General features: G+C 65.2%; 9 protein-coding genes. 4 read left to right on the forward strand and 5 right to left on the reverse strand.

From position 1 onward, the window contains the following. Positions 1-28: 28 nt before the first annotated feature. From CAM01S_RS04160 to CAM01S_RS04175, 4 genes are all read right to left on the reverse strand, one after another. On the reverse strand, positions 29-2,287 hold the full coding sequence (locus tag CAM01S_RS04160) for an alpha-L-rhamnosidase (protein ID WP_245631529.1): 2,259 nt from the start codon (positions 2,285-2,287) through the stop codon (positions 29-31). 34 nt (positions 2,288-2,321) lie between these two features. Beyond that, the gene (locus CAM01S_RS04165) at positions 2,322-3,155 is read right to left on the reverse strand and encodes a carbohydrate ABC transporter permease (RefSeq protein ID WP_066517019.1); all 834 of its coding nucleotides are present in this window, start codon (positions 3,153-3,155) and stop codon (positions 2,322-2,324) included. Next, the gene (locus tag CAM01S_RS04170) at positions 3,152-4,084 is read right to left on the reverse strand and encodes a carbohydrate ABC transporter permease (RefSeq protein ID WP_066518462.1); all 933 of its coding nucleotides are present in this window, start codon (positions 4,082-4,084) and stop codon (positions 3,152-3,154) included. Before CAM01S_RS04170 ends, CAM01S_RS04165 begins: the two co-directional genes overlap by 4 nt. A gap of 105 nt (positions 4,085-4,189) precedes the next feature. Continuing rightward, the gene (locus CAM01S_RS04175) at positions 4,190-5,521 is read right to left on the reverse strand and encodes an ABC transporter substrate-binding protein (RefSeq protein ID WP_066517022.1); all 1,332 of its coding nucleotides are present in this window, start codon (positions 5,519-5,521) and stop codon (positions 4,190-4,192) included. A gap of 257 nt (positions 5,522-5,778) precedes the next feature. On the opposite strand from CAM01S_RS04175, the gene CAM01S_RS04180 reads away from it, so the two are divergent. The 4 genes from CAM01S_RS04180 (at position 5,779) to CAM01S_RS04195 (ending at position 9,804) form a co-directional block, all read left to right on the forward strand. Beyond that, complete coding sequence (locus tag CAM01S_RS04180; protein ID WP_066517024.1) at positions 5,779-6,831, forward strand: LacI family DNA-binding transcriptional regulator; 1,053 nt, start codon at positions 5,779-5,781, stop codon at positions 6,829-6,831. Positions 6,832-7,009: 178 nt separating this feature from the next. Continuing rightward, positions 7,010-7,204, forward strand: coding sequence for a hypothetical protein (locus tag CAM01S_RS14565; RefSeq protein WP_157071412.1), 195 nt, complete (start codon positions 7,010-7,012; stop codon positions 7,202-7,204). A gap of 285 nt (positions 7,205-7,489) precedes the next feature. Next, positions 7,490-8,317, forward strand: a complete 828-nt coding sequence (locus CAM01S_RS04190; protein ID WP_169795836.1) for an AraC family transcriptional regulator — start codon at positions 7,490-7,492, stop codon at positions 8,315-8,317. 287 nt (positions 8,318-8,604) lie between these two features. After that, the gene (locus CAM01S_RS04195) at positions 8,605-9,804 is read left to right on the forward strand and encodes a Fic family protein (RefSeq protein ID WP_066517034.1); all 1,200 of its coding nucleotides are present in this window, start codon (positions 8,605-8,607) and stop codon (positions 9,802-9,804) included. A 767-nt stretch (positions 9,805-10,571) separates the two neighbouring features. Here CAM01S_RS04195 and CAM01S_RS04200 read toward each other — a convergent pair. Next, positions 10,572-11,921, reverse strand: coding sequence for a dihydroorotase (locus CAM01S_RS04200; RefSeq protein WP_066517037.1), 1,350 nt, complete (start codon positions 11,919-11,921; stop codon positions 10,572-10,574). Between the last annotated feature and the right edge of the window lie 35 nt (positions 11,922-11,956).

An 11,956-nucleotide genomic window follows, 5' to 3' on the forward strand; every position in this document is an offset into this window, starting at 1 on the left:
CTGACTCGGCGCCTGACTCAGCGCCTGACTAGCGGCTCACCTCCGCTCGAGCCCGTGAGGTCGTCGTCCCGCTCTCGAGGGGCCGGTCCGCCTCACCCGGCAGACGGAGCGTCGCCTCGATCCCGTCAGGAATCTCCGTCTCCACGGTGAGCTCGCCGTCGATGATCGCCCACCGGACCCGCAGCACGCCGTGACGCGTCTTCAGACTCGTTTCGACCTCCGTCAGTCCCCCGCCGGGCTGCGGCGCAATCAGCGCTTTGGCATACCCGGGGGCGAGCGGCGCGATTCCGCCGACAACGCGGTGCATCCAGTCGGCAACAGCGCCGAGCGCGTAGTGGTTGAACGACGTCATCTCGCCGGGGTTGATGCTGCCGTCCGGGAGCATGGAATCCCAGCGCTCCCAGACGGTGGTCGCGCCCATCGTGACGGGATAAAGCCAGGACGGGCATTCCTCCTGCAGCAGCAGCTTGTAGGCGTCGTCCAGGTGGCCCGTCTTTGAAAGCGCATCGGTGATGAACGGAGTGCCGGCGAACCCTGTTGAGATCCGATAGTCAGCGGCTGCCGCCAATTCGGCGAGACGATCGCCGGCGACCCGCTCATCCTCATCCGAGAGAATCCCGAACGCGATCGCGAGCGCGTACACCGTCGTGCAATCACTGAAGATCCGATCCCGGTCGACGTACCGCGTGACGAAACTGGTGCGCAATTGGTCGGCGAGTTCCGCGAACTCGGCCTGTTCGGCGGACTTGCCGAGCACCTCCGCCGCTGCAGCGACGAGCGTCGCCGACCGATACGCACACGCCGTCGCCACAACGCCGGTGTCCGCTTTCGCCTTCGCCGGGTCCTCAGGAGGCGCGTCAGGATCGAGCCAGTCACCGAACTGGAATCCGGTGTCCCACACCCCGTCCGCGGAGAGTTTCGAACGGACCCGACGGACGTGCGCGGTCATCGAGTCGAACTGCGCGGCAAGCACGGATTCGTCACCGTACGCCTGGTAGAGCGACCATGGCACCCAGACCGCCGCGTCGCTCCAGACCGCGGTGGAGTCCGTTTCCGGGAAGCCGCCGGGCTTGTGGAGGTACTTCAGCACGTCAGGAATGACGTAGCCCACGATGCCGTCGTTGTGTTCCTGCTCGAGCGACAGGTTCTGCAACCAGTCTCGGAGGAACGCGTCGACGTCGTACAAGAACGCAGCGGTCGGCGAGAACGCGGCGATGTCACCGGTCCAGCCGAGCCGCTCATCGCGCTGGGGGCAGTCCGTCGGAACGTCGACGAAATTGCCCCGCATACCCCAGTCGACGTTCTTGTGGAATTGGTTGAGCAGCTCGTTCGAGGTCCGGAAGGAGCCAATGCGCTCCAACTGGGAGCCGATCGCGACCGCGGTGATGTCTCCTGCGGAGATCTCCCCGGGCCAGCCGGTGACCTCCGCGTACCGGAATCCGTGGAACGTGAACGTCGGCTCGAAGACATCGTCGCCGCCGCTCAGGATGAATCGGTCGGTCGCCTTCGCGGAGCGAAGCGGGCGCACCCCGAGTTCACCGTCCTCAAGGACCTCGGCGTGGCGGACCTGGATGGTCGTGCCGGCCTCTCCACGAACGCGAAGACGCAACCATCCGACGAGGTTCTGGCCGAAGTCGATGAGCGTCTGGCCCGAGGGCGACGAGAAGATGCGCTCCGGCCCCAGCTCCGCCCACGGGCGAACACTCGGGCCGATGTAAGGAGCGAGGAGCGCCGTGTCGAACGATAGCGCGTGCACGCCTGTCCACCCTGAGGGCACGGTGCCCGGCTCAAGCCAGGATCGGTCGAGCCGGCGTGCATCGATCGTCTCGCCGTCATACAGATCGTTCTGGAGGACCGCGCTCGGCCCCGCCTGCCACGTCTCGTCCGTCACGATCGTCTGACGATGTCCGTCGGCGAACGTGATGACCAGCTGCGCGAATCCGCCGAGCTCGCTTCCGTAGAACGCCGACTTGCCCGACCAGCCCAGCCGCCCCCGATACCAGCCGTTCCCGAGCGCCAAGCCGAGGACGTTCTGCTCCCGGATCTGCGCGGTGACGTCGTAGCTCGCGAACCGGAGGCGCCACTCGTAGCTGCTCCATCCCGGCGTGAGCAGGTCATCGGAAACACGCTCGGTGTTGAGCCACGGCTCGACGATGCCGTACGCGGAGACCGCCAACTCGGCGCGAGCCACACCACCGTGGCCCCCGTCGAGCGCGAACTCCTTCCGCAGCAGCGGTGCGCCGTCGAAATCGTCATCTGCCGCGATCATGCGAGCGGACCAATTCATTGCTGTCTCCTTGGAGTAATTCGTCATAGTGGCGTTATCCCTTGACCGCGCCTGAAGTGATACCGCCCACGATCTGGCGGTTGAAGAAGATGTACCCGACGAGCGGGGGGATCGTGATGATGAAGATGGCCATGAACAGGAGGTTGTCGTAACTGAGGTTCTGGCCGGAGAACGTGTACAGAGCGAGCTGCGCCGTTACTTGCTGGTTTCCCGGAAGGAAATACAACGGCCCTGCGAAATCATTGAACACAAAAACCGCCTGCACCACGACGACAGTGACGATCACGGGCCGAAGCAGTGGGATCACAACCTGCCAGAACAGGCGGACCGGTCCCGCGCCGTCGATCAGCGCCGCTTCATCGAGCTCGCGAGGAATGTTTCCCACGAACGCACGGAAAAGCAGGATGCAGAACGAGAGTCCAAACGTGGTCTCGATGAGCACCATCCCCGCCATGGTGCCGAAGATGTGGAGCCCTTGCAGAACCCAAATCGTTGGAACCACTGCCGGGGGCACGATCAGGCCCGCGAGCACGAAGAAATTGACGACAGGGCCCCACTTGCTCTTCTTCCGAGCAAGCACATAACCGGCCATGGAGGCTATCAGCACCATGAGAATGACCGAACTGATCGTCAAGATCGCGCTGTTGATCAGTGCGTGCCAGATCACACCCTCATTCGACGTGAGTGCGCCCCAGAGATTCTGGAAGAACTGCCAGTGCGACGGCCACGAGAAGGCGAGGTTGGAGGCTTCTGCCGGTGATTTCGCCGCCTGCAAGAGTACGAAGCTGAACGGCACAAGGAAGACGACAACCGAGACAGCGATGGCAATGACGCCGACGATCCACGCGCGGCGTCGTTCACGCTTCACAGTTCAACCTGCTTCCGGTTCAGCGCCCATGAGAGCGGCACCATGATGATCGTGACGAGCACGAAGAGGACCACGTTGCCCGCGGTGGAGAGGCCGAAGAAGCCGGCCTGGTACTCCTTGTAGATCACGGAGGCGAGAACGTCGCTCGCGAACCCGGGACCACCGTTCGTCGTGACCCAGATGATGTCGAAGGACCGCAGTCCCCCGATGAGCGACAGGATGATCACCGTTGCGGTCGCGTTCCGCGAGAGCGGGATCGTGATCCGCCGCAGGATGTCCCAGCCACTCCCGCCGTCGAGCTTCGCAGCCTCGAAGTACTCCTGAGGAATAGCGACGATGCCGGCCATGAAGATCAGGGTGGCGATGCCGACACCCTTCCAGATATCGACGCCGGCCACTGTGAACAGCGCGAGGTTCGGGTCAGTGAACCACCCCGGCTGCGGGAGACCGAACCAACCGAGCACCGCGTTCACCATGCCGTGAAAGGGATCGAGGAGCGATTTGAAGAGAATGCCGACACCGATGGTGGAAAGCAGCACTGGAAAGAAGACGACGGCCCGAAGGTATCCGCGACCGATGATCGGCGACGTGAGCAGGAGAGCAATCAGGAAGCCGAGGACGACTTTGGCACCGGACGTGATCACCGCATACATCAGCGTGTTGATGAAGCTCGTGTACAACTGCGGGTTTTGGAAGAACGCAGTGAAGTTGCCGAACCCGATGAAGGTCGCGTCGAAGAGCGACCAGCGAGTCAGCGAAAAGTAGAACGACGAAAAGGTGGGAATTGCGAAGAATACAACGTAGAGCACGATTGCCGGCACGAAGAACCAGGTGGGATAGCTTGACCTGATCCGACGAACTCGCGGTTTGCGCTCCCGTACGGTGGTTCTGCTCGCTTGCGCGGTCGCAGCCTGTGTAGCGGTCGACATCATTGTCCTCCAAGAACTGGCGTCGAGATGGTAACAAGCGGGAGAGGGCGCGGGACGGTCGTCGTCCCGCGCCCGCCTCACGGCGAGGGGAGGGAGCCTTCGCTGTTACCAGCCCTTCAGCCCGAGCTGTTGCGCCTCAGCCTTCACGTCCTGGTCATAGAGCTGGGCACCGGTCTTTGCAGAGGAGATCCCAGAGCCGACCTGAATCAGGATCTTCTCCAGGTTCGGACCCTTGATGGGCGAGATGAACTCGAGCGCGAGGCCGGTCTTGTTCGCCTTCTGGTATGCGAGCTCGTCGTTGACGAGCGCGGGAGCGGACGACGGCACCTTGCACGTACTGATGGCGAACGGGCCGGCCGCCGTGCCTGCTTCGTTCTGCACCGCACAGCCGGCGGGCGAGTTCAAGAACGCGATCAGCTTCTTTGCCGCCGCAAGCTTGTTCCCCGTCGTGGACTTCGGGATGTAGGCCGCGTTCGCTTCCCACACGGTCGCGCGTGACGTTCCCTTCGTCGCCGGCATCGCGAAGTAGCCGATGTCGTTCACCTGCGAGGGGTTCGACTGGACCACGTTGCTGATCACCGAGGTGATCATCGGGTACTGCGCAGCCTGTCCCGTCGCGAGTTCCTTCAGCGCGTTCACGTTCGTGAGCGACGCGTAGTCCTTGTTCATGAGGTCGTCTTTGTAGATCTCCTCGGTGTGCGTGAACCCATCGAGCGCCGGCGGGTTCACGTACTTCTCCTGGTTCGCCGTGTACTTCGTGGCCCAGTCCGGAACCTGCTCGCTGACGTTCGCGAAGTCGGCGAGAACGAACAGCTGGCTCGTCCACGTGTCGCCGTACGAGACGAGCACCGGCGTGATCCCGGCCGCCTTGATCTTTTCGCTATTGCTGATGAACTGCGACCACGTCGTCGGCACGCTCAGACCCAGCTTCGCGTAGACCTTCTTGTTGTACATGATGCCGCCGTCGAAGGTGGTGCCCTGCGGAGCGCCATACATGCCCTTCGAGGTGCTCACCGACTCTTTGAACTGCGGCGTGACATCTTTCGCCCACGGCTCATTCGCGAGGTTCTGCAGCTGGCTGTCCGGGTGCAGCGCCTGCAGGAGGGATCCGGAGTTGTAGAGGAAAACGTCGTCCATCGTTCCGGTCGAGAGCCGGGTCTTGATCAGGTTGTCCCCGTCGGTGCCGGCCGGACGCGTGTCCACCTTCACCTTGATGGTTGGGTTGGCCTTCTCAAATGCGGCAACCAAGTCGTTTGCGAACTTGATCGACGCCGGGTCATTGCCTCCGGCGAGCAGCGAGATGCTGGCCGGTCCCGCGCTCGCGCCGGATCCGCCCGTGGACGAGCTTGGATTCGAACTGCATCCCACGAGGGCGAGGCTCACCAGAGCGATGCCAGACACGATCGCCGTCGCACGACTTGCTGGTCGTGAAATCATCAATACCTCCTTGTATCAACGCGCTCGCTCGGTCTGATTGAAACGCTTCAGGTGACAGTAGAGCGGTTCAGGGCACGTCGTCAAGACTCCGTTGTAACGATTCAGAACGTGTTCAGGAGCACGGTCGCCAGCGGCATCACCATTGGGCATTGCGGCTGAGCCCACACTCAGCTTCCAACCGAAGAGCGCTCCATTGGGCGCCTTCCGGCGCGTTTGGCGCGACCAGAAGGAACCTCGCCGCCGCCTAGGATCGCTCCATGCCTCAGGGGACGAATCAGCCACGTTCACGTCGTCCTCGGCTCGACGATGTTGCCCGTCGGGCCGGCGTCTCGATCGGAACAGCGTCGAACGCCCTGAACCATCCGGACCGGGTCGCGCCCCGAACGCTTGAGCGGGTGAGCGCGGCTATCGCCGAGCTGGGCTTCACGCGAAATAGCCTCGCGAGTGCGCTCGCTGCAGGTTCGACACGCACGCTGGGCCTCGTCGTCATCGACCTCATGAACTCGCTCTTCGTGGACATCGCTCGAGGGGCGCAAGAGGCCGCGCGAAACAACCGATTCGACCTGCAACTCGCCGACAGTGACAACTCCGCCGAGCAACAGCTCGCACACATCAGATTTCTCGAGCGGGCGCGGGTCGCGGGTTTCATCCTCGCGCCGGTATTCGAGACGAACGACGTCATCGCAGCGATGCGGGACCGCCACGAGCCCCTGGTGCTCGTGAACTATCGAGCCGATGACGTCGACTGCTGCACCGTGGTCGTCGACAATGAAGCCGTCGGCTACCTGGCGACTCGGCACCTCATCGAGCAAGGCAGACGTCGCGTCGCCCTTGTCGGCGGCTCGAGTTCGGCGCAACCGGTTGTCCTGCGCCGGGCCGGAGTGCTCCGCGCGATCGCCGAAACCAATGGTGCGGTGCGCCTGCAGGAAGTGCACACGACCGATCTCAATCCCCCGAGCGGGTCGCAGGCCGGAGCAGCACTCGCGGCGCTGCCGCCGGACACACGACCGGATGCGGTACTCGCGGTCACCGACCTCCTCGCCATGGCGATCATCAGCGAATTCGTCGCCCATGGGATCCGGGTTCCCGACGATGTTGCAGTCATGGGATGCGACCACAACTCCGTAGCGTGGGGTGGGGCAATGCCGCTGACCTCAGTGACGATGGAAGGGCAGCCGCAGGGGCGCGCAGCTGTCGATCTCCTGCTGCGCGAAATCCGTGACATGCGGTCATCGACACCGCATACGCACGAAACGGTGGTGTTACAGCCATCGCTCGTCGTTCGCGAAAGCACCGTCGGTCGCGCTTGACCGACCACGGGAGCGAACGGATGCCGAGCCCCTTGCGGTGCTGCGCCTCCCGACCCAATCCGAGGAAGCGGACGCATCGGCCCGGCTCCCGCGCCGCGGCACTCGCGGTCCGCGAAACCAACGACTGAACGCAGCGCGGAGGTCGGCCGTGTTTCGGTGGCTCCGGAGGGAGTTCGCAGTGAAAAGCATTCGCTATGACGGCAGCGTGATCGTGACCGGAGATGCAATCGCCGACGCGGTGGCGCAGTATGCAGCAGCGTTGGGAGCGAATGGTCGGACGGGATTGGTGCGCGTTCCAACGTTCGACGAAGCAGGCCAGATCGACGAAGTGGAGCTTCTTCTCGGCCCGGCAAGCGAAATCGTCGTGCAGTGAGCGGAAGACGATGAGCTTGAGCCCGAAGACCCAGCCTTCGTTGCACGGCTCGCAGCGGCGGCTCAGGCGTTAGGTCCAGCCCGGCCGGTCACTCTGAACCGCCGCTGCGGTCCCGAAAACGCAGGAGCAGCCGATCGCGGGTATGGGCAATCCGACGGGCCGGTAGCTTGACGAATCATGAACCCGACGAACGTTCGGGGCCAAACGGCTGAGCCAAGATCAGGGGTTCAGCAGCCGGGCCCGCTCGTGCGGTGGGCCGGAGATGACGCGGTCGCGCTCGGCGGCATGCCCACTCCACCCGCCCAAGCCGGCGTCGTCCCGGCACGCGACGCCCACCTGATCATCTGGTTCTCGCGCGGCGAGCTCACGCTCACGCCCGCCATCGGTGACCCGGTGCACGTTGCGGAGAATCACCCGGTCATGCTCTCCGCGCACCTGACGTACCGGTATGAGACGACCGCTGAGCGGTTCACGTTGCTGCGGGTCCAAGACCGGTGTCTGCGCGAAGTCGCCGCCAGCGAAGGCGTCATCCTTCCGGCCCGCACGACGTTCGGCCAGCAGAACGAAGTGGTCGTCGCTCTCGCGCCGCTCCGAACGGCATTGAATGCGGTCGCCGCGGCGCTCGTCGACTCGAATACGCCGGAGGATGTGCGGGCAAGCATCAATCGGACGATCGCGCGCATCGTGCTCACGACGTTTCCGATCCAAGCGGATCAGGCCGAGGCGTCCGACCCGGTGAGCGTCGCGATTCGCGTCATTGCTCAGCGGTTCCGTGAGCAGCTCACGATTACGGACCTCGCCCTCGCGACGAACCGGAGCGCCCGAACGCTGCAAGAGGCATTCCGGAAGCAGTACGGCGTCTCGCCGATGACATTCCTCCGCAACTACCGACTCGATGCGGCGCGCACGATGCTGAGCTCTGGGCAGCCACTCGCGGTTCGGGACGTGGCGATCGCCCTCGGATTCCGACACCTCGGCCGGTTCGCCGGCGACTACGCCGCGCGCTTCCACCAGCTTCCAAGCGACACCCTGCGGCATGCGCGGAGCCGTAGCGCGACCGGCGCGAGCGGCGCGACCGGGGCCAGTCCGAGCCTCGGCATCCCCGCGTCCTGAGGACATCTCCTGGGCGGTCGGCTCGCGCGAACTTCTTGTCCGGCTTCTTCTCGGTCGGACCGCGAGGTGGCCCGTGTCTCCGCCCGCCCTCCGTCGCCTTCCTTTACGCAGGACGCGAGCCCCGACCAGGAGTCCACACGCAGCCGAGCCATACCAGCGCACGCTGCGGCGAGTTCGTCGTCGGGCGAGCTCGGCCAACCCAGGTTGTGGCGGTAACGCCTCGGCTATTGTCACTTATAACGGTTAAATGACATCATCGTCGGAGCTATCGCACGGAAGGAGTCGCGATGATGAACTGGCCAGCCCACGTCCAGCGCACCGTTCCCTGGACGAGCACGGGCCGCCGCGGCACCCGCGATGACCGGATGCTCTCCAAGGTCACGGTCTCGACTCCACCGCGGATCGCAGAGCTCGGCGTGCCCGTCATCGTCGAGCGCGACCTCGCACGGGCCCGCGATGAGGCCGCTGACCTCGAGCGCGTCGCTGACGGGGTGCTCAGCCCTCTCGCCGGCTTCCTCATCCGCATGGAGTCTGTCGCCTCGAGCCGCATCGAGCACGTCGAGGCGACCCCGGTCGCGTTCGCGCGCGCCATCGGCGGCCTGAAGGAGAACGCCTCTGCGATATCTATGGTCGCGGCCAGCACTGCGATCACGAAGCTCATCGCTGCGTCCGGCTCGACGATCACACTCGATGCGATCCTCGCAGCACATCGGGCGCTCATGGAAGCCGACCCGGACGTGTCCGAGCGGCCCTACGCCGGCCGCGTCCGCGACGTGCAGAACTGGATCGGCGGATCGCAGTACTCGCCACGCGGGGCACTCTACGTCCCGCCGCCGCCGGACGAGGTACCGGCGCTCCTCGAGGACCTCATCGCGTTCGCGAACCGCGACGACGTCGAGCCGGTCACGCAGGCCGCCATCGCGCACGCCCAGTTCGAGAGCCTCCACCCCTTCACCGACGGCAACGGCCGCATCGGCCGGGCGCTCATCGGTGCGATCCTGCGACGCCGAGGTGTCACGCCGCACACGGTGCTCCCCGTCGCCAGCGCCCTCGCCGCTGACACGGCGCACTACTTCGCTCTGCTCACGGCCTACCGGAGTGGTGACGCGGAGCCGATCGTCGCCGACCTCGCACTCTGCGTCGAGACGGCTGCGCGGGAGGCCCGCGGCACAGCACGTGTCTTCGCGCAATACGAAACGGCGTGGCGCACGCAGGCCTCCCCCCGCGCTGGCAGCGCTGCAGATCGGATTCTGCCGGTCCTGCTGTCCCTGCCGGTCTTTACCGTCGAGCAACTCGCCCGCGAGTTCGACGACATCCCCGAGCGGAGCGTCTACCGCGGCGTGCAAACGCTCGAGGAGGCCGGCGTCGTCCAAGCCGTCACCGAGCGGGTCCGCGGCCGCGCCTACGCCGCGATGGACGTGCTCGACGAGTTCGAGGACCTCGACACCCGCATTCGCGAGCGGATCACGAGGCTCCGGGCGGCGTGACGAGCATCACGTGCTTGGCTGACATCGGTTCCTCACGGTGCGCGCGGACATAGGACGGGCCGTCGCGAGCGAGATATGCACCAGAGACATTTCTGGAAAGAAGAAAACCCCCGCGTGGACGGGGGTTTTCTGTGGCGGGTCAGTTGCGAATCTCAACAGCCCCGGAATCTCGCGGGACAAGCGCGAAGCTCGATCACTGATATACCAGCCTTTCCCCCGTCTGCTCCCGAATAATCCCCCACCCCCCAGTTTTCCCTGGTCAGGCGGGGTGCGATGCCCACAAGGACGGAGCAGGACGGTGGTCGCCTGCGCTGCGCTCAGTCTCGCCGGCGAAGCAACCCGAGCGGGCCGAGCAGCAGCCTTCACGGGACGAAAAGGTGCGACGTCGACTGCCAGCAAGCAGCAGATGTGTCGCTAACCCCCGGACACCCAGGCCGGCGCTCATCGCTTGGTAGCAACGGCCTCCGGTCTCGGCCGACGGAAGCATCCTTTGAGCAGCGGTCCGCCAGTTCGAACCTGGCGACGCCCTCGCCGTACACGTCGCTTACGTCTACCGTTGCGCTCTTACCCGGTCGGCGACCGAAGCGCCGTCCGCGATGAGGGAGACGGCGCCGCGACTCTTCCGCAGCCTCGACTCACCGCGACCGAACCTGGAACCTGGAACCTGGAACCTGGAACCAGACGGCGGGCCACGCGCGCTTCGAACGACGCTGAGTAATCCCGCGCGGTGAGTCGCCGCGCCTTCTCGCCGTCGTCGTTCTCGCTCGTCAGCGGTGCTTCCCGGCGCCCGGGAGCCATTGTCCCTGCGGGTCCGCGGGCACGCTGCCGTGTTCAGCGATGAGGTCACCGCGAAGGTAGGTCTGCTCGACCCGCCCGGTTACGCTCCGGCCGTTGAACGGGGTCCAGCCAGCGCGGGAAATCACGTCTTCGTTGCGGAGGACACGCCGTGCTGCGGGGTCGACAACGATGATGTCGGCGTCGGCGCCGACACGGAGTCTGCCTTTGCGGGGGGCGAGTCCGTAAATCCGCGCTGGCGTCTCGCTATACACGCGGGTGATGTCCTCGTAGGAGAGCTCATCGCGGGCGGCTGCGTCCAGAAGGATCGACATGGTTGTGTCAAGGCCGGGGAGCCCAAAGTGTACTTCCCAGATGTCGCCGGCGGCCTTCTGTTCGAGCGTGGACGGTGCGTGGTCGGTGGAGATGTGGGTGAGGACCCCGGTGCGCAGGAGCCGCCACATTTCGGCCTCGTCCGCATCGTTCCGGGCGCGCGCGGGTGGTGTGAATTTGCGGAGTGCGCCGTGTTCGAGGGCTTCCCACTCTCGTGTGAGGAAGTACTGGGGGCAGCCTTCCGCGTTGATGCGCGCGCCGCGTTGGCGCTCAGCGTGCAGGTATGAGGCGACCTCTGGATGGCTGACATGAGCGACTGATGCGTGCGCGCCGGTTCGTCGCACGAGCATCGCAGCGACGGCCGCTGCGACGACTTCGGCGTCGCGGTTGCGCCAGTCTTGGAGGACGCCGCCGTCATCGCGTCCCTGCTCTCGGAGAATGCTCTCCGCTGCCGCGGTGAGGGATTCGTCCTCACAGTGCATCAGACTCACTGCGCCGACCTCGGCTGAGGCGGAGAGGTGTGCTTTCAATGCGGCGGCGTCGTGCCCCGGGATCCCGTGGGTGGTGCAGGTGAACACCTTGAAGAACGCCGCTCCCGCCGCCCAGAGGTCAGCGACCGCGTCGGTTGCACCGGGCCACGCGTGCGCGGCCAGGCCGAAGTCGACGTGCGAGCGGCCGCGCAGGTAATCGACCTTCTGGGTGAGGTCGGCAGCCGTCCGGAGGGGGCGGCCGTGCGCGTGTTCGATGATCGTGGTGACCCCAGCGGCTGCTGCCGCGCTGGTTCCCGTCGGGAAGTCCTCCCGCTCGGGGGAGCCAGGGTCCATGAGATGCACGTGCGTGTCCACCCCGCCCGGCATCAGGAACATCCCGTCGGCATCGACGACGCGGTGCGCGTCGGAAACCCTGCCGATGGCCGTGATACGGCCCCCGCGAACACCGATATCGGCGCGACGACGTCCTTCGGGCGTGATGATGGTGCCGCCGCGGAGGGCGAGGTCGAAGTCAGCCATGAGTTCTCTACCTTGCTCGGTTGATGCTGGTGGGG

It is taken from the genome of Curtobacterium ammoniigenes NBRC 101786 (assembly GCF_001571045.1).
GTDB classification, from domain to species: Bacteria; Actinomycetota; Actinomycetes; order Actinomycetales; family Microbacteriaceae; genus Curtobacterium; species Curtobacterium ammoniigenes.

Bases quoted from the DNA above. Each gene is read 5' to 3' on its own strand.
- CAM01S_RS04160 (WP_245631529.1), bottom strand. From the start codon at position 2,287: ATGAATTGGTCCGCTCGCATGATCGCGGCAGATGACGATTTCGACGGC.
- CAM01S_RS04170 (WP_066518462.1), bottom strand. From the start codon at position 4,084: ATGTCGACCGCTACACAGGCTGCGACCGCGCAAGCGAGCAGAACCACC.
- CAM01S_RS04175 (WP_066517022.1), bottom strand. From the start codon at position 5,521: ATGATTTCACGACCAGCAAGTCGTGCGACGGCGATCGTGTCTGGCATC.
- CAM01S_RS04180 (WP_066517024.1), top strand. From the start codon at position 5,779: ATGCCTCAGGGGACGAATCAGCCACGTTCACGTCGTCCTCGGCTCGAC.
- CAM01S_RS04190 (WP_169795836.1), top strand. From the start codon at position 7,490: ATGCCCACTCCACCCGCCCAAGCCGGCGTCGTCCCGGCACGCGACGCC.
- CAM01S_RS04195 (WP_066517034.1), top strand. From the start codon at position 8,605: ATGATGAACTGGCCAGCCCACGTCCAGCGCACCGTTCCCTGGACGAGC.
- CAM01S_RS04200 (WP_066517037.1), bottom strand. From the start codon at position 11,921: ATGGCTGACTTCGACCTCGCCCTCCGCGGCGGCACCATCATCACGCCC.